Annotated in this window: 12 protein-coding genes; 9 read left to right on the plus strand and 3 right to left on the minus strand. The window is 61.1% G+C overall.

The genetic code is table 11. The features are described 5' to 3' along the window. Positions 1 to 64 precede the first annotated feature (64 nt). From VGN12_10740 to VGN12_10755, 4 genes are all read left to right on the plus strand, one after another. Positions 65 to 685: a hypothetical protein gene (locus VGN12_10740; protein HEY4309918.1), complete on the plus strand. Its 621-nt coding sequence runs from the start codon at positions 65 to 67 to the stop codon at positions 683 to 685. Beyond that, positions 682 to 2,772, plus strand: coding sequence for an efflux RND transporter periplasmic adaptor subunit (locus VGN12_10745; protein HEY4309919.1), 2,091 nt, complete (start codon positions 682 to 684; stop codon positions 2,770 to 2,772). Before VGN12_10740 ends, VGN12_10745 begins: the two co-directional genes overlap by 4 nt. A gap of 49 nt (positions 2,773 to 2,821) precedes the next feature. After that, positions 2,822 to 6,127, plus strand: a complete 3,306-nt coding sequence (locus VGN12_10750) for an efflux RND transporter permease subunit (GenBank protein HEY4309920.1) — start codon at positions 2,822 to 2,824, stop codon at positions 6,125 to 6,127. A 99-nt stretch (positions 6,128 to 6,226) separates the two neighbouring features. Next, a complete protein-coding gene (locus VGN12_10755; protein HEY4309921.1) occupies positions 6,227 to 7,201 on the plus strand; it encodes an SMP-30/gluconolactonase/LRE family protein in 975 nt (324 codons plus the stop codon). 16 nt (positions 7,202 to 7,217) lie between these two features. Here the strand turns inward: VGN12_10755 and VGN12_10760 are convergent, their stop codons facing one another. The 3 genes from VGN12_10760 to VGN12_10770 are packed head-to-tail and all read right to left on the minus strand — an operon-like array spanning position 7,218 to position 10,548. Continuing rightward, complete coding sequence (locus tag VGN12_10760; protein HEY4309922.1) at positions 7,218 to 8,096, minus strand: PHB depolymerase family esterase; 879 nt, start codon at positions 8,094 to 8,096, stop codon at positions 7,218 to 7,220. An 8-nt stretch (positions 8,097 to 8,104) separates the two neighbouring features. Then, the gene (locus VGN12_10765) at positions 8,105 to 8,872 is read right to left on the minus strand and encodes a class I SAM-dependent methyltransferase (GenBank protein ID HEY4309923.1); all 768 of its coding nucleotides are present in this window, start codon (positions 8,870 to 8,872) and stop codon (positions 8,105 to 8,107) included. A gap of 26 nt (positions 8,873 to 8,898) precedes the next feature. Beyond that, positions 8,899 to 10,548: a Ppx/GppA phosphatase family protein gene (locus tag VGN12_10770; protein HEY4309924.1), complete on the minus strand. Its 1,650-nt coding sequence runs from the start codon at positions 10,546 to 10,548 to the stop codon at positions 8,899 to 8,901. Between the two features lie 353 nt (positions 10,549 to 10,901). Between VGN12_10770 and VGN12_10775 the strand changes: the two genes are divergently transcribed. The 5 genes from VGN12_10775 to VGN12_10795 all read left to right on the plus strand — a co-directional run bounded on the left by VGN12_10775 (position 10,902) and on the right by VGN12_10795 (position 17,621). Beyond that, positions 10,902 to 13,712, plus strand: a complete 2,811-nt coding sequence (locus VGN12_10775; GenBank protein ID HEY4309925.1) for a tetratricopeptide repeat protein — start codon at positions 10,902 to 10,904, stop codon at positions 13,710 to 13,712. A gap of 74 nt (positions 13,713 to 13,786) precedes the next feature. Next, positions 13,787 to 14,050 (plus strand): MazG nucleotide pyrophosphohydrolase domain-containing protein, encoded by a 264-nt coding sequence (locus VGN12_10780; GenBank protein ID HEY4309926.1) that lies wholly within the window; start codon positions 13,787 to 13,789, stop codon positions 14,048 to 14,050. After that, positions 14,047 to 16,257, plus strand: a complete 2,211-nt coding sequence (locus tag VGN12_10785) for a hypothetical protein (protein ID HEY4309927.1) — start codon at positions 14,047 to 14,049, stop codon at positions 16,255 to 16,257. Before VGN12_10780 ends, VGN12_10785 begins: the two co-directional genes overlap by 4 nt. A gap of 46 nt (positions 16,258 to 16,303) precedes the next feature. Further along, entirely contained in the window at positions 16,304 to 17,230 is a 927-nt protein-coding gene (locus VGN12_10790) for an ABC transporter ATP-binding protein (GenBank protein HEY4309928.1), read from the plus strand. A gap of 7 nt (positions 17,231 to 17,237) precedes the next feature. Further along, on the plus strand, positions 17,238 to 17,621 hold the full coding sequence (locus tag VGN12_10795; GenBank protein ID HEY4309929.1) for a hypothetical protein: 384 nt from the start codon (positions 17,238 to 17,240) through the stop codon (positions 17,619 to 17,621). Positions 17,622 to 17,690 lie beyond the last annotated feature (69 nt).

Raw genomic sequence — 17,690 nt, forward strand, 5'->3', positions numbered from 1 at the left:
CGTGCGTTCCTCCGTGACGTGCCTAACCCGTTCGCGATCCTTTGCGTTCGACGCCGGATTCATCATGTCCGTTTACCTAGGCCGAAACTTGCTGTCCCAGACTGCTGTCGCGGCTGCGTGCGCGCTGTTGGCATTGGGCCTGCTGGGGACAGGCTGCGCAAAGCGCGAGACGGCTAACGCCGAACACGGCCACCACGACGAGGATAGTCACGGCCATGAACATCACGATCACGAGGAGGGGGAGGAGGGCGATCATGACGAAGCCCCGCTCAGCGAAGCCGATATCGATATGCCGCGCGACTTCCGCGGCGCGACCGAACGTCTTGGTGATTACCGTCGTCGGATCCTTTCGGCCATTATTTCCAAGCATGCGCATGACGCACACCGCCCGCTGGACGAAATGGACCTCGTGATTACGAAGCTGATGGTGCTCGCCCGTGATAGCGGCGTTCCCCGCGGCGATTGGGAGGAAGTGAACCTAGCCCGGCGCGAGTTACGCGCCCAGTTCGACATCGCCCACGCCGCCATCGATAAAGAAGAAACGCCCGATGTGGCCCGGCTAGAAGAGAGCACCGCGGCGCCGCTCGCTCGACTCGAGGCGATCGCCGCGCGCGTGCCTGCGACGCGCGAGGCCGAGGCGCAACCAGTCCATGAATCCGCGCGTGCCGAGGAGGCACAACCATGACGACGGACCGACGAATGAGAGCCTTAATACTTGTACTGACCGTCGCCTTGCTGCGCGTTGTCGCAGCGACAAACATCGCATTGGCCCACGGAGGGCATGACAATTTGCCAAGCAGCGGCGTGGCCGTGCGCAGCGATCGGCTGCTGATTTCGCCCGAGTCCGAAAAATCGCTCGGTATCGCCACAACGGTTCTGCATCTGCGCGACTTGGAACGCGACATCATGGCCAACGCCACGGTCGAGATTCCCTGGCGAACGCACGCTTTCGCCACGTCGCTTGTCGCCGGTCGCATTGCCGATGTGCTGGTCCAGCCGGGTGACACCGTCAAGCTAGGGCAGCCACTGGCCGAGGTCGAAAGCCAGGAGATCGAAACGTTGCAGCTCGAACTGTTGAAGGCGGCCACCGAATTCACGCTGGCCAGCCGATTGCTCGAGCAGCGCGGGGGGCTGGCCTCGAGTGGCAGCATCTCGGAGCGGCGCGTGCTCGAGTCGCAGGCCACGCGCGACCAGTGGGCCGCCGAACGGGGCATCGCCATTCGTAAGCTCATGTCGTTGGGCTTCACCGGTCGCATGATCGACGAAGTGCTATCCACCCGGCAGCCGATTCGCACGATTCCCATCACCAGCCCGCTGGCGGGAGTCGTCTCTGTGGCGAACGTTCGCGTGGGGCAAGTCGTTTCGCCGTGGCAACAGGTGTACGAGATCGTCAACCTCGATACGGTCTGGGTACACGGCCAGGTACTGGAAACTGATAGTACGTCGGTCGCCGAAAAGCAGCCCGTCGACATTCTGGTCGAAGCACTGCCGGACAAAATTTTCAGGGGCGAGGTCGACCATGTCGGCGTGAAGCTCGATCCCGAGTCGCGCAGCCTGCACGTGCATGTCGAGGTCGACAATCACGAGAAGCTGCTGCGCGAGGGGACGTTCTGCCGCCTGCGCATTCGTGCGAACGTCGCGCCGGAAGCCATCGCCTGCCCTTACGATGCAATCGTCGATCCCGGTGGTTCACCGTGGGTGCTCGTCGAGGAACGTCCCGGCACCTTCGTGCGGCAACCGGTAAAGCTGGGCATGCGTAGCGGCAACATGGTCGAGATTCTCGACGGCGTATTTCCCGGCGATCCGGTCGTCGTTACGGGCAAGCACGAATTAGCTTCGCTCTTTCCGGCCGAGTACGCTACGCCGACATCAAGCACGGGCAACGTCGCGAACACGACAACCGGCACGCGCTCGACAATATCTCCTTCGAAGCCGCATGAAATCATTGCCCAAGCGCAGATCGAACTGCCCACGGACAAGAAGGCGATGGCCTATTCGACCGTCACCGGGCGTATCGCTCGCATACTCGTCGAACACGGCGAGCGGGTGAAAGCTGGTCAGGTGCTGGCCGAGGTGGAAAGCCTGGAACTGCGTAACGTGCAACTCGACCTGCTGCGCGCGAAATCTCAATTGAAGCTATCTCGCAAGTTGCTGGATCAGTACAAGCGTCTGTCCACCAATGGTGGCATCGCGGAAAAAGATTTGTGGGAGACGCAATCCGAAACCGAGAATCTGGAATCGACGGTTGCCAGCCTCAAGAACAAGCTTTCGTTGTTGGGGCTTTCTGCTGACGAAATACAACAGATCTCGCAGTTGGACATTACGGCCGTCGCCACCGAGGACTTTCGCACGACCAGCGCCATCCGCTCGCCGATTGACGGCCGGATCACACTTTTTGATCTGTCGATCGGTCAGGTCGTGCGGCCGCAGGACGAGCTCTTCGAGATTCAAGACAACTCGCGCGTCGTGGCGCGTGGCTACGTTCACGAACAAGACTCCGTCGCGGTCGGACTCGGTCAGCCGGTGACCGTGGCCATCACCGCCGATCCCAACTTCGCGGCCCGCGGCACCGTCGATCGCGCAGCGCCCACGTTATCGGCCTGGGGCCGAGCGATGAGCGTTTGGGTCGAGCTTGACAATCACGGCGGCGAGTTGAAAGAGGGGATGCTGGCCCGGCTGTCCATCGTGCCCAAAGCTTCCCTACAGGAAACCGCGGCCGACGGTGCGTCACGAACGGAATCGCACAGCGCGCACAAGGTGACATCGCCATGAGGAATTTTCGCACAATCATGGATCATTCGGCGTCACGCGGGAGGGGCAGATGCTGAATCGCATCATTGCGATGTCGCTGAAAAACCGCGCCCTGGTACTGGCCGCCACAGTCGTGCTGCTAGCCTACGGCGGTTATGTGGCCTCGAGCTTGCCGATCGACGTCTTTCCCGACCTGAATCGCCCCACGGTCACGATCCTTACCGAAGCGCCGGGCCTGGCGCCCGAGGAAGTCGAAACGCTGGTTACGTTCCCGATTGAGTCGGTCCTCAACGGGGCGACCGACGTGCTGCGGGTCCGGTCGGCTTCCGGGATCGGCATCAGCATCGTGTGGGTTGAGTTCGAATGGGGAACCGACATCTACGTCGACCGCCAGATCGTCAACGAAAAATTGCAACTCGCCCGGCCGCGCCTGCCCCGTGCCGTGAACCCGCTGATGGCGCCGATCAGCTCGATCATGGGCGAAATCCTGCTGATCGGTATGCGCAGCGAGGGGGCCACCGACCCTATGGAGCTGCGCACGCTGGCCGATTGGTCAGTCCGGCCGCGATTGCTCGCGCAAAACGGCGTCTCACAAGTCGTGGTGATGGGAGGCTCGCTCAAGCAGTTTCAGGTTCTCACCTCGCCCGAACGATTGGCCCAATACAACGTCACGCTCGAAGAGTTGACGCAAGCCGTCGAGAAATCGAATGCCGTGACCGGCGGCGGCTTCTTGATTTCGGGCGGTGAAGAGTCGTTGATCCGCATCGTCGGGCGGGCCATCACGCTCGAGGATCTGGAAAACACCGTGGTCCGCCAGGGAGATCCTGTCGCGGTCACAGTTCGCCAGGTGGCGGACGTCCGCTATGGTGGCCCGCTCGCACGCGGCGATGGCAGCGTCAACAGCCAGCCCTCGGTGATTCTTACGGTACAGAAGCAGCCGGGCGCCGATACGCTGACGCTCGATCGAAAAATCCTCGCCACGCTCGAAGATATCCAGGCCACGCTGCCCGCGGATGTGAAGGTCGAAACCAACATCTTCCGACAGGCGAACTTCATCAACGTGGCGATCAAGAACGTCGAAGAGGCGATCCGCGACGGCGCCGTGTGGGTCGTGGTCGTGTTGTTCTTGTTCTTGTGGAACTTTCGCACCAGCGCCATCACACTCACTGCCATCCCGCTGTCGATTATCGTCACGGCGCTAGTGTTCCACTTCTGCGGCCTGTCGATCAATACGATGACGCTGGGCGGACTGGCCGTGGCGATCGGCGAATTGGTCGACGATTCGATCGTCGACGTCGAAAACATCTACCGACGCTTAAAAGAAAACCGCGCCAAGCCGAAGCCCGATAATCCGATCAAGGTGATCTTTCTCGCCTCGGCCGAAGTGCGCAATAGCATCGTCTACGCCACGTTGATCGTGGTGCTGGTCGTGCTGCCGCTGTTTTCGTTGGGCGGCCTCGAAGGGCGCATGTTCGCCCCCTTGGGCCTGTCTTATCTGTTGACCCTGTTGGCATCGCTCGCCGTTTCACTGACGGTAACGCCGGTGCTGGCTTCGTACTTACTGCCGAAGGCAAAGTTCCTAGAGCATGCGCACGATCCGGTCCTGTTGCGCTGGCTGAAACGCCTCGACGAGAAGGTGCTGCACATTACGCTCCGACATGCCGGCATTGTGCTGGCTGTAACGGGCGTGCTGGCCACATTGTCGGTCGCGGCGGTGGCGTTCATGGGGGGTGAATTTATGCCCCCCTTCAACGAAGGTTCGCTCACGATCGGCGCAACGACGCCCCCCGCCACTAGCCTGGACGAATCCAACCGCATGGGCCGTCGCACCGAGGACCTGCTGCGCGAGGTGCCCGAGGTGACGCACACCTCGCGGCGCACCGGCCGCGCGGAGCTCGACGAGCACGCGGAGAATGTGAACTACTCCGAAATCGACGTCGGCCTGATCGAGCATGAACAACCCAAGCCCGGCTTGTTCTATGCCGTCCTACGGGCCATTCCTGGTGTGGCCGTGTTGGGTGTGAACGAGCAAGGTCGCCCGCGCGAGGAGGTGCTGGCCGATATCCGCACGCGTCTCTCGCAGGTGCCTGGCGTGGTTTACAACATCGGCCAGCCGATTTCTCACCGGCTCGATCACATCATGTCCGGCATCCGCGCGCAAATCGCGGTCAAACTCTATGGCCCGGATTTACAAGTCTTGCGCGCCAAGGCGCGCGATATTTTCGGCATTATGCAAGACGTGCCCGGCATCGTCGATTTGCAAATCGAGCCGCAGGTCGAGATCCCGCAAGTGCGCGTCACGGTGTTGCGTGAAAATGCCGTTCGCTACGGATTGTCGCCGGCCGACGTGGCAGACGCCCTGGAAACTGCCCTGCAAGGACGCAAAGTGTCTCAGGTGCTGGAAGGGCAACGGACCTTCGACCTGGTCGTCTGGTTCGACGAAAAGTCACGCAACGATGTCGACGTGGTGCGATCGACCTTGTTGACCACTCCCACAGGCGCTCACGTAGCGCTCGGTACCGTCGCCGAAGTCGTGCAAACCACGGGGCCGAACACGATCAATCGCGAGAACGTGGTGCGCCGGATCGTAGTCATGGCCAACGTGGCGGGCCGCGACCTGGTCGGCGTCGTTCACGACATTCAAGAGGGTGTCAGCGCCAAAGTGCTGCCTAACTTGTCGGCCGGTTACTTCGTGGAATACGGTGGGCAATTCGAGGCGCAGCAAGAAGCCAACCTGCGACTGCTAATTCTAGGATGCGTCGCCGTGGCTGGTGTGTTCATGCTGCTGGTGAAATGCCTCGGCTCGTGGCGCGCGGCCCTACAGGTAATGGTCAACATTCCGCTCGCGGCGATCGGCGCCGTGCTGGCACTACTGCTGACGCAATGGCCAACAGCCGAGGCGTTGCACGACGTCCCGTTCTGGCAATGGCCGCACGTGTGGATACAAGCCACCAGCCTGTCGGTTGCGCACTGGGTCGGTTTCATCACGCTGATCGGCATCGTCAATCGCAACGGCATCATGATGATCTCGCATTACATTCACCTGATGCAGTTCGAAGGAGAGCACTTCGACGAAAAGATGATCATCCGCGGCAGCCTCGAGCGTTTGGCCCCCGTGCTGATGACCGCGCTCACAGCCACGATTGGGCTGGTTCCCCTGGCGATGGGCGCCGGCCAGACTGGCAAGGAAATTCTGCATCCGTTGGCCGTCGTCGTCATGGGCGGGCTCATCAGCTCGACATTGATGGATCAAATCGTCACGCCGGCCTTGTTCTTCAAATTCGGACGCAAGGTGTACGAACACCGCTTCGAAGAGCATCATGGCGAAAAAGCGCACGCCGCGGTCGAACGCCTGGCCGACGAGCTGGACGACTAGGGTCGCGGTGCGTCGCGAACCGCGTGCGTTTCGGGTATTCTTGCGGGCACGCCATTTCTGGTTGGCCGGCTCGACACTTCTACAGGGGATACTTCTGCCATGGACATTCGCACCCAGGCTCGACAACTCGAACGCACCTTGCGCTGCTTATCGATCATTGCGGCAACCGTCGTCATCATTGCTGCGGCCACCGGCATGTCAGCCGCTGCGGCCGACGCCCCCATTCCCGGTATCGGCCCGACCGGTCCCGCGAAGGAAATTGCCGGCACGTTCAAGTTCACCGAAGGACCTGCCACGGATCGCGACGGCGTCGTTTACTTCACCGACGTGCCGGTGCAAAAGATTTACAAGATCGGACCCGACTATACATCCTCGGTCTTTCGCGACGAATCGAACGGCGCGAACGGGTTGATGTTCAACGCTGCCGGCGAAATCGTAAGCTGCCAGAAGAACGGGCTGGTGGTGTGGAATCCAAAGACCAAGAAAGAACGAGTACTGGCCGATAAGTACGACGGCAAGGCACTGAATCGCCCCAACGATCTGGTCGTCGACGCCACCGGAGGCGCCTATTTCACCGATCCCAGCTCCGCGCTCGACGGCAAGGCGAACCAGCCGGTCGCCGGAGTCTTCTACGTCACGGTCGACGGTAAGCTGACACGACTGATCGATGACTTAATCTTTCCGAACGGCATCATCCTCTCGCCTGACGAGAAGACACTGTATGTGATCCCCTTCTTGCGCGAGCAGATGATGGCTTATCCCGTGACCGCGCCGGGCAAGCTTGGGCCGGGCCGCGTCTTCTGCACCATCGAGCAACCGGAGGGCAAAAAGGGGGGCGGTGGCGATGGCTGCGCGGTCGACGCACGAGGCAATCTTTACATCGCCGCGGCGACCGGTGTACAAGTCTTTGACCCGGCCGGCAAACTGCTGGGCACGATCAAGGTGCCGAAGACTCCGTCGAACTGCGAATTTGGCGGCAAGGACCTGAAGACCCTGTACGTCACAGCCCGCACCGGCGTTTACGCCTTCCCCATGGAAATCACGGGGCACCGGTTCCCCGGTGGGCCGAAGTGAAACAGCGACCGACCGCTTAACGCAGCGGGTGCCTTACAAAAAACTCCCACATCAGGTCATTGGCCGAGATGCTCAAGGTCGAAGGGCCGAGTGCTGTGATGCGCGATTCGCGCCCCGGCCAAGTGTGTCCCCCACCGGCGACAACGTAAAGCACGACCTCGGTTCCGTCACGGCCCCCCGTGTATTCGCGGCATTCGATCGCCAGGCCGTCGGCCGCGACATTGGGCAGATCAGTAATCGTCGGATCAGGACGGCAGCCGTTGAAATCCGCCCAGCGGCGGATCGACTCGGCAACAGACGCGAAATGATTCTGCGACAGGCTGAGTGGTCCGCGACCGCCGTCGAACGGCACGTAATCGTCCTCGGTGCCATGAAAATGAATCACCGGAACCGGCCGGTCAGGGGCAAAGGCGTCGAGTGCCATCGTCCCGGCCACGGGCGCGATGGCCGCGATCCTCTCCGACAATTCGGCCGCCAAGCGGTAACTCATCATGGCGCCGTTCGACATGCCCGTGGCGTAGATGCGCCGCTCGTCGATCGCCGCGCTGCGCGATGCCTCATCGAGTATCGCATTGACGAACTGAACATCATCAATATTCTGCCGACGGGCATAGCCGCAGCAATTGCCTGCGTTCCAGGTTAGCAGTCGCGACACTTCGCCGGTGCCGTTCGGATAAATGACGAGAAACCCCGCCTCGTCACTCTTTTCGTTTAGCCCGCAGAAGCGAGCCATGAAAGCCGCGTCGGTCGCTCCGCCGTGAAAGGCCAGCAGCAGCGGATACGTCCGGCCGGCATCGTACGACGGCGGGGCATGCAGCAGATAAGTTCGCTCGCGACCGTCAACGTTGATCGTGCGGCGATGGGTACCCGGCGTCAGCGGAACGAATTCAGCCATGAGGGGATCTATATCTGCCCGAAGTACAACTCGGTGTCATATTCGAAGCGCACGTGCCCGTCTTGCTGATGCTCGGCGAAGAGTCGCGACAGTGTCGCAAGCATCGGCTCATACCTTGGGTCTTCGACCGAAGGAACGTACGACGACGAAAGCAACCGCCCGGTGAGCCCGGCCAGGTCGAATACCTGCTCGTTGGGAATCGCGCGATAGTGCGGCCGACCGCCGAAGAAGCTCTCAAGCGCCAAGGCACTGACGTTGGCGTGATTCACCTCGGCATAATCAGTGCCAAAGTCGATTAGCAGCTTTTCGTAGCTGCGCAGGAACGGGGTGGTGTCGGTCTTGCGCGTGTTCCACATCAGCACGGCCCAACCGCCAGACCGCAGGATGCGTTGGCACTCGCACCGCGCGCCGGCGACGTCGAACCAATGAAATGCCTGTCCCGCGACCACATAGTCGACGCTGCGATCGGCGAGTGTCGTCTGCTCGGCCGTGCCGGCAATCGAGTGGAACTGCGGTTCTGTGCCGAGCAAAGATTCCGCCGCCGTCCGCATCGCGTCATTTGGTTCAACGGCAAAGACGGTGTTGCCGTGGTCGAGAAACAGCTTCGTCGATATTCCTGTCCCGGCGCCGATATCGGCCACGACGGCAGCCGACGAAAAGCCCGTTTCCTCGCTTAGAATCCGCAACACTTTGGCCGGATAACCAGGCCGATAGCGCACATAATTCTCGACGCGTGTGCTGAAGCGTCGCGTAGGATCGGTATCAGGCTGGGGCATACCTGGCTCTCTCCACGACAGCTTGCTCAGCCACGGTCGGATAGCGAGGCCTTTTCGATGCCTTCTGCGCCATTCGATGTAGTGCCATTCACTTCGCCTGGCGCATGCGGCGCCGCCGGGTCGTGCCACTCGACGCGCAGGGGAATGTCGAATACCCATTCGAAGAAATCGCACCGCCGCCGCGCCCCCCACAGGTCGACCTCGGGCAATTCGTCCGCGATGACGTTCATCGTGATCGCGCGCGGGCTGAACTTGATTTCCACGTCGCGCACGACACGGCTATGGCTGCGATCCAATCCGCCGGCGATACGCAAGATGGCGGCCAGCCGGCGCACCCGCTCCTGATCCGCGGCCGGCAGCCGATCGTAATTGGCGTGCTTGGCCTTCGGTTTTCCGCCGCGATGATAGCGCGCGATGTTGGCGATCAACTCCAGTTCCTGCGGCGGAAATCCAGCCAGTCGGCTATTGAGAATCAGGTGGTAGCTGTGCTTGTGATGCTTGTCATAATCGATCAAGTAGCCCACATCTTGCATGCGCGCGGCCGCTTCCAATAGTGGTCGATCTTCAGCCCGCAATTGATAGTGCTCGGCCAATTGCGCGAAGATCGAGCCGGCCAGCCGCGCCACTTGTCGACCATGTGCGAGGTCGACACCGCAACCCGCGGCGAAGCGCTCGATCGCCAGGTCCTGATCGTGCGGGTCCTGGCTCGTGGTGCCCAGCGTCGAATCGATCATCGTCAGCACCAGGCCGTCGCGGATGCCGCGGTTGTGTACCTGCAGTCGATTCACTTTGAAGCGACGCATCAGCCGGTCGATGATCGCGATGCCGGCCACGATGATGTCGGCGCGATCGGAGCTGAGCCCGGTCACATTGCGCCGCGCCTTGGCCGGCATCTTACGTAACCGATCGAGCAGATGCCGCACCTCGGCGTGCGTCACCTCGTACCCGCGCAGCGGCAGACCGTTCTGCCCTTTGGTGGCCATCACCATTTCTGCCAGCGTCGTGAAAGTTCCGCCCGAGCCGATCAAGATGTGCGGCACGAAGAAGCGTTTCTTGATCTCGCGGCGCAGCTTGCGGTCGATCGAATCGAGCAGGCGCTCGAAATCGTCGAGCTGCACATCGCCGCCCCCCAAGAATTCGTCGGTCAGGCGCACGGCGCCGAGCGGCGTCGTATAGATCGCTTCGATCATGTCGCCCGAGGCCAAAATGATCTCGGTGCTTCCGCCGCCGATGTCGGCGATCGCCACGTTCTTGCCTGCCAGCGGGAAGTTGCGTGCGACACTGTAAAAAGCCAGTCGCCCTTCTTGCTCGCCGCTGATGACCTCGACGTCCAGGCCGATTTCTTCTTTGGCCCGGCGGCAGAATTCCTGGCCGTCCTTGGCCTCGCGCACGGCGCACGTCGCGATCACGCGCACCTCGCGGGCCTGAAAGCCGGCGGCAATCTGCTTCATCCGCCGCAAGGCATTGAGCGACTCTTCCACAGCCACGGGATCGAGCCGCTTCGTCTTGGCCAGGTTTCGCCCCAGCCGCGTCGTCTCTTTCTCTTCGTCGAGAATGCGGTAGGTACCGTCTCGCAACGGCTCGACAATCATCAGCCGAACGCTGTTGGTACCGATATCGATCGCCGCCAGCCGGTGAGCCAGGTCGGGCGACAGAAATGTTTGCTTGTCATCCATGGATCACGTCAACACCACACGAAATACCAGGGCGCACTCCGTCACGCCCGTTTCTACGAATAAGATAGCACATACCGCCGACGGCGCGGACCGAGGTGGAAATACCGGCGCGGCCAAGAAAATCGGCCAATAAATTTCCGAAAAGCGCGGCTACCGGACCGCAAATCGTCGAACCGCGCCAAGTCGCTTGCCTTGAAGCGTCCCGAGCGGCGCGATACCGTGAAATTGTGGAATCATCGAGCGATAAAACCACTTGCGAAATCACGCGTCGGCGGTCCGTCACGGCGCATCGTTTTCGGTGTGATTCAACGACGCGAAATCGCTCGATCTGGCGAACGCTTTTTTTGCTCGCTGTGACCGGCACATTCCTTGCCGGCAGTTTCGCCACGGCCGATGACAGTATTTCCACGGCCCGTGCTCTATTGCTCGCTGGCAAGTACGAAGAAGCGATCGAGGCGTACGAGAAGCTCGCAGATTCGGATCCCGAACAAGCCGCGGTCGGCCTTGCCCGCGCGCACGCGGCCACCGGCAAGCGTGAAGAAGTCGCGCGGGACCTGGCCGCGGCCGTCACGAAGAATCCACAATCGGCGCCGCTACAGGCCGAGACGGCGCGCTGGGCCCTGGCGCGCGGCGACATGACCCTGGCCGACAAAGCCGCTGCCGCGGCACTGGCGATCGACAACGATCAGTTGCTCGCCCGGTGGGTGCAAGCCGAACGCTTGCGAATGACCGGTCAGCTCGACGAAGCCAATAGCACCTATAAATGGTTTATCGATTTCTACAACGCGCACGAAGTCACCGATGCCGAATCGCTCGGCTGGATCGGCCTGGGCGCCGCGCAATACGCGCGCTGGAATCGCATATCAAGCCAATTCAGCTTTCTCGTCAACGAGCTTTATCCCGACGCCCTCAGGGCCGATCCCGCCTGGTGGCCGGCCCATTACGCCGCAGGTTTGCTCTATCTGGAGAAATACAATCAGCCCGAGGCGGCGCGCGAATTAAAGGCTGCCCTGGCACTGAATCCGAACGCCGCCGAGATTCACGCCGCGCTCGCACGTCTGGCCGTGCAGAATCTGGACGTTGGCACCGCGCGGGCGGCGATAGAGCGCGCCTTGGAAATCAATGCTACCGAAGAAGAAGCGCTCCTGGTGCGTGGCGATATTCTGTTGGCAAACTTTCAGGCTGCCGAAGCTGTCCCGGTATTCGAAGAGGCCGTCCGTCTGCATCCCTCGTCATCCGTGGCAGCCGGTCGCCTGGCCGCGGCCTGCGCGGTCGTCGATGGTCTACCAGCCGATCTGGCCGGCACGCGCGTGGGACGTCTTATTGATAATGCCGTCGCCGCGAATCCGCACTGCGGAGACTTCTTCGCGTCGCTCGCCGGAGCGCTGGATCAGAGCCGGCGTTATCCGGACGCCGACAAATACTTTCGCGAAGCGATCACCAGGATGCCGCAATTGATTCAGCCGTACGGTGATCGCGGCGTCGTACTGATGCGATTGGGGGAAGAGGTCGACGCACGGCAGCAGCTCGACGAAGCCTACAAAGTCGATCCCTTCAACGTGCGCGTCAACAATATGTTGAAGGTGCTCGAGGTGCTCGATGGCTACGCGCTGCTCGAGACTGAGCATTTCGTGATCAAATTCGACCGCGGCCGCGACGAGATTCTGGCTCGCTACGCTGCACGCTATCTCGAGGACGAGGTATTTCCCGAACTTTGCGCCAAATTTCAGTTCACACCGCCGGGCAAGTCCCAATTCGAAATATTCAGCCGCGCTCGCAATACCAGCGGTCACGGCTGGTTCAGCGCGCGGATGATTGGTTTGCCTTTCGTACACACCGTGGGGGCTTGCGCCGGCAAGATCGTGGCGCTGGCGTCGCCCAACGACATGCCGAATAAATACAATTGGGCACGCGTGCTAAAGCACGAGTTCGTACACGTGCTGAACCTGCAGCAGACACACTTTGCCATCCCGCATTGGTACACCGAGGCTCTGGCCGTCGGCACCGAAGGAGTCTCGCGACCGCAGGTGTGGAACGAGCTACTCGTCGATCGGGTCCCCAAGAATCAGCTCTTCAATCTCGATACGATCAATCTCGGTTTCGTCCGGCCGCAATCGGGACTCGACTGGCAAATGGCGTATTGCCAGGCCGATCTCTACGCACGCTACATGACCGAGAGCTATGGCGAGACGGCGCTCGCCAAGATGCTGACCGCCTATCGCGACAATCTCGATACACGCGCGGCCCTCGACCGCGAGTTTCACGTCAAGCAGGAGGACTTCGAACGAGGCTACCTCGAATACGTGCGCAAAGTCGCGGCCGGAATCACCACGCAATCGACCGAACCTACCGAGACCTTGGCCGCGCTCGAAAAGCTACACAAATCCCAGCCCAACGATGCGGCCGTCACGGCGCGTTTGGCGGCGAGTTACTTAGCGCGAAAAGACTATGCCACGGCGCGAAAACTTGCCGACGCGGCGCTAGCTGCCGCCAAACCGAATTCGCAGGCCCGTCAGCAGGCCGCCTACGTGCTGGCCCGCATCCGGTTGGTAGTGGGCGAAACGCGAGAGGCTCTCGCGCTGCTGGAAGAAAACGTCGATCGAAAATCGCCGGAACCGAGTTTGTTGAATCTACTGGCGGGCTTGCAATTCAAGGCCGAACATTTTGACCAGGCCGCTGAGCTTTATCAGGTCGGTGCCGAGCATTTTCCGACCTCGGCCGGCTGGCTGCGTTCGCTGGCCAAGGTATATCTTGCCCAACAAAATGACGTTAAGCTGGCAGAAGTGCTCGTGAAGTTGGCCGAACTCAATCCGGATGATGTAACCATCCGCTTGAAACTCGGCCAAATGGCCCTGGCGGCACATGATTTTGTCACCGCGGCACGCTGGGGGCGCGAGTCGCTGCACATCGACGTGATGGACGTGGACATTCATCGCCTGCTGGCGGAAGCGGCACTGGGACGCAGCCAGTTCGCCGAAGCCGCCAACGAGTATGACGTGGCTGTGCAAATCGATGGGGACAACAGTTCGTTGCAAATGGGGCTCGCCGAAGCGTGCCTGAAGGCGAATCGCCCGGATCGCGCCAAACGGGCGTTGGAACAGGTGCGCAAGCTCGAGCCGGACAATGCCCGGGCAGCGGCCATGTTGGAGAACCTGGCAAAGTGAATGATTCGATATCGCCGTCGCAAACTACCAGCGCGGATATCACGTTGTCCGCCTTTCAACGACTGATTCGCGAGATGTATCTTGAAAAGGATCTCGCGCGCGGCGTCGACGGCACGTTCATGTGGCTGATGGAAGAGGTCGGCGAGTTGGCTGGCGCGCTGCGCAGCGGCACCCATGAAGATCGACTTGGCGAATTCGCCGACGTGCTGGCCTGGCTGGCGACGATCGCGAACGTTGCCGGGATCGATCTGACCGAGGCCGTGGCGCGAAAATATGGAGCCGGCTGTCCTGGTTGTGCTCAATTCGTATGCGTTTGCGCCGACGCGGAGAAGCCATGAACGAAGGGGCAATAATTCGACATCGCTTCGCAATCTTGTGGTTGGCGCTTGCGCTCGTTCTCGCTGGCACACCCCACGCGCGGTTGTTCGCCGCCGAGCCGGGCGATCCCGAGATTGTCGGTCTGCGCGTCGGCTTCGACACACGTTACAAGCTGGGGCGCTGGACACCGGTCGAAATCACGTTTCTCGGTGGCGTCGAGGCCCTTACCGGCAGCGTCCGCCTGATTCTGCCCGATGGCGATGGTACCCCCTCGGTCGTTACCGCGCCGCGGCCCGTGCAGATTTTGCCGGGCCGTCGAACAGCCGTACAGATGTACGCCAAGTTCGGCCGCGCCTACGGCGAACTGCGAGTGCAATTCCGCATACAGAATAAGAACGTCATCGATCGCGTGTTCGACGGCAACCCTTCGCCCGATCACTTGGAGCTACCGCAGCCGTTGCAAGAAAAAGAAGGTCTGTTTGTGATGCTGGGCTCGTCGATCGGTGTCGAAGAGTCTGCCCGGCTGTATCAGCAGACGACCGGCCTAGCGATTGCTGTCGCAAGTCTTAGCGATGTCGACGCACTTCCCACGCAATGGTACGGCTACGACGGTGTCGATGCGTTGCTGATTTCGACAAGCCAGCCGGACCGGCTGCATGCCATGTTCGATACCGAGGCGCGCAGTGCCGCGCTCGCCGAATGGATCGAGATGGGGGGCAAGCTGATTTTGACCGTGGGCGCCGAGTCCCCAGCCGTGCTCGCGGCCGATGCCCCGCTGGCGCGATTCGCGCCGGGACAATTCGTCGAGACGACGCTGCTGCGCCGCACGACCGATCTGGAAAGCTTCGTCGGCGGATCGCGCAAGGTGCGTGGCTCGGCCGGCGGACTGTCGCTGTCAGTTCCGCGGCTCGAAGAAATTCGAGGGCGCATCGAAGTGGCCGATGGCAACTTACCTTTGGTCGTGCGCTCGACGCGGCGCTTTGGCGAAATCGATTTTGTGGCCGTTGATCTGGACCGCGCGCCGTTTGTCGATTGGGAAGGGCGTGCCATTCTGGTGTCTCGCCTGCTGGGTCTTTCCGAACAAGCGTCGCTGGCGGCGGCCACGCCCACCAATCAGGCGACCGCGAATCTGTATCCCAACCGCGCCCAAGATTTGCTGGACCGGATGCGCAGTGGACTTAACGAGTTTGTCGGCGTCACGCCCATCTCGTTCGCCGTCGTGGCGGCCATGATCGTGGGCTACATCCTGTTGATCGGTCCTGGCGATTATTTCCTGGTGAAGCGACTGCTGAAACGGATGGAACTCACCTGGATCACGTTTCCGATCTGGGTGGCGCTGGTGAGCGCGGCCGCTTACTCGTTGGCGGTGTACACCAAGGGAAGCGCTCTACGGCTTAACCAGGTCGACCTGGTCGACATCGACATGGAAAACGGCCGTGCGCGCGGCACCAGTTGGCTAAACGTCTTCTCGCCGCAATCTCAAACCTTCGACCTCGCACTTCAGCCGCAGGAGCCGTCAGGCGCCCCGATCGCCGATAGCCAGCGATTGCTGGCCTGGCTCGGTTCTGGCGGAAATCAGTTTGGCGGCGGCGCAGGTACGTTGTTCGCCGGTCAGTATGAATTCACGCCTGAGTTAGACGGAATGCTGAACCTGCCGATCCAGGTTTGGTCGACAAAAGGTCTATTCGCGCGCACCTCTTATCAATGCCGCGAGTTGCCGACGGCCAACCTGGTGCTGGCCCCCGATGGCGTGCCCGAGGGAACGATTCGCAACGAGCTATCGATCGAGCTCTCGCAATGCATGTTGCTGTCGGGCAGTTGGGTCTACCTGTTGGGTGACCTCAAGCCTGGGGATACGTTCACGCTTCGTCCGGGCGAGCAGCGCGACCTGAAGCATGTCCTGCGCCATCCCGATACCTGGAAAACGTCCGGGGCAGCATCAGCCGCCCCGCCCGGAACCGCCATGGCGATCGAAGCGCTCGATGAAATGCTATTTTTCAAGGCTGCGGGAATTGGCGCGACCGCGGGCCGTACGAATGCCGAGGAGGCGTTCGTCGATCTTTCGGACCTGTTGGACGCGAATCGCGCGATCCTACTCGCCTATGCGAAACAACCGGCCTTGCAACTGACGCGCGACGGCCGTCCGCTGGCCGGGCCGAACGATCTGCATTGGACCGTCTATCGCTTTATCTTTCCCGTCGCCAAGGCCAAGGCATCCGCGCCGTGAACCACGACTCAGAATTGCGTCCTAACCGCAAAGGGCACCGCTCGCCGTGATCGAAACCAAGGACCTGACCAAGACCTACGGGACGTTGCACGCGATCAACCACCTCGACATCAAGCTCGAGCGGGGGGACGTGTTCGGCTTCATCGGCCCCAATGGCGCCGGCAAGACGACCACGATGCGCATCCTGGCCACGCTCTTGAATCCCACCTTCGGCGAGGCGTACGTTTGCGGCTATTCGATCTACACCAAGCCCAAAGAGATCCGCCGCGTGATCGGCTACATGCCTGACTTTTTCGGCGTGTACGACGACATGAAAGTGATCGAGTACCTCGAATTCTTCGCCGCGGCATATCGCATCAAAGGACCCGCACGGCGAAAAATCTGCGACGAGGTTCTGGAACTGGTCGACCTGGGCTACAAGCGGGAAGCATTCGTCACCAGCCTCTCGCGCGGTATGACGCAGCGACTGGGTCTGGCGCGCGTCCTGCTGCACGACCCGCAAGTGCTGCTCTTGGACGAGCCGGCCAGCGGCCTGGATCCCCGCGCCCGCATCGAAATTCGCGGATTGCTCAAAGAACTGCGAAACATGGGCAAGACCATCATGGTCTCGAGCCACATCCTGCCCGAGCTGGCCGACATTTGTAACAAGATCGGCATCATCGAACGTGGCGAGTTGCTGGTGAACTCGGATGTGGCCGAGGTTATGCGTAAAGTGCGCCGCCAGCCAGTTCTGAAAGTAGGGGTAACCGGCGATAGCGACAGCGCGGCAAAGTTGCTATCGCAACATAAGGGGGTCGAGAAGATCGACACCACGAACGGCGTCCTCACCGTGACCCTGGCCCCCGAAATCGAAGACTATAGCGATCTGCCCAGCCTGCTGATCGGCGCAGGGCACAAGCTGACGCTCTTCAAGGAAGAAGAAGTCAACCTGGAAACGGCGTTCATGGAATTGACCAAAGGGATCACTTCGTAGTTCGGCCATGAAGTTCGCACAGCGTGTATTTTTCGCCGCCACTGTGTTTGGTTTGGTGATGGTGCCGCCGCTGTACTTCCTCGAAGACTTTCTCGGCCGACAAGTGCCGCCGGCTATCACGCATCCCGAGATCTTCTACGGCTTCGTCGGCGTCACGCTCGCCTGGCAGATCGGCTATCTGCTGATCGCGCTCGATCCGCTGCGCTATCGGCCGTTCATGCTGTTGGGAGCGTTTGGCAAAGCGTCTTTCGCCATCTCAACGGCGCTGCTGGTCGCCACGGGCCGCGCACCACTCGGCCCATCGCTGCTCGTCGCGCCCGATGCGATCCTGGCGATACTATTCGTCTGGGCCTTTATCGCGACCAAACCAAACGAGACTAAACGATCGTAGGGTGCCCTGTGGGCACCAGGAACCCAACAATCAATCGCGATCCCGACGACCAGCGTCTCAAATGGTGCA

Source organism: Pirellulales bacterium (assembly GCA_036499395.1).
Classification (GTDB): domain Bacteria; phylum Planctomycetota; class Planctomycetia; order Pirellulales; family JACPPG01; genus JACPPG01.

Coding starts and splice junctions, on each gene's coding strand:
- VGN12_10740 (HEY4309918.1), top strand. CDS start 65: ATGTCCGTTTACCTAGGCCGAAACTTGCTGTCCCAGACTGCTGTCGCG.
- VGN12_10745 (HEY4309919.1), top strand. CDS start 682: ATGACGACGGACCGACGAATGAGAGCCTTAATACTTGTACTGACCGTC.
- VGN12_10750 (HEY4309920.1), top strand. CDS start 2,822: ATGCTGAATCGCATCATTGCGATGTCGCTGAAAAACCGCGCCCTGGTA.
- VGN12_10755 (HEY4309921.1), top strand. CDS start 6,227: ATGGACATTCGCACCCAGGCTCGACAACTCGAACGCACCTTGCGCTGC.
- VGN12_10760 (HEY4309922.1), bottom strand. CDS start 8,096: ATGGCTGAATTCGTTCCGCTGACGCCGGGTACCCATCGCCGCACGATC.
- VGN12_10765 (HEY4309923.1), bottom strand. CDS start 8,872: ATGCCCCAGCCTGATACCGATCCTACGCGACGCTTCAGCACACGCGTC.
- VGN12_10770 (HEY4309924.1), bottom strand. CDS start 10,548: ATGGATGACAAGCAAACATTTCTGTCGCCCGACCTGGCTCACCGGCTG.
- VGN12_10780 (HEY4309926.1), top strand. CDS start 13,787: ATGTATCTTGAAAAGGATCTCGCGCGCGGCGTCGACGGCACGTTCATG.
- VGN12_10785 (HEY4309927.1), top strand. CDS start 14,047: ATGAACGAAGGGGCAATAATTCGACATCGCTTCGCAATCTTGTGGTTG.
- VGN12_10795 (HEY4309929.1), top strand. CDS start 17,238: ATGAAGTTCGCACAGCGTGTATTTTTCGCCGCCACTGTGTTTGGTTTG.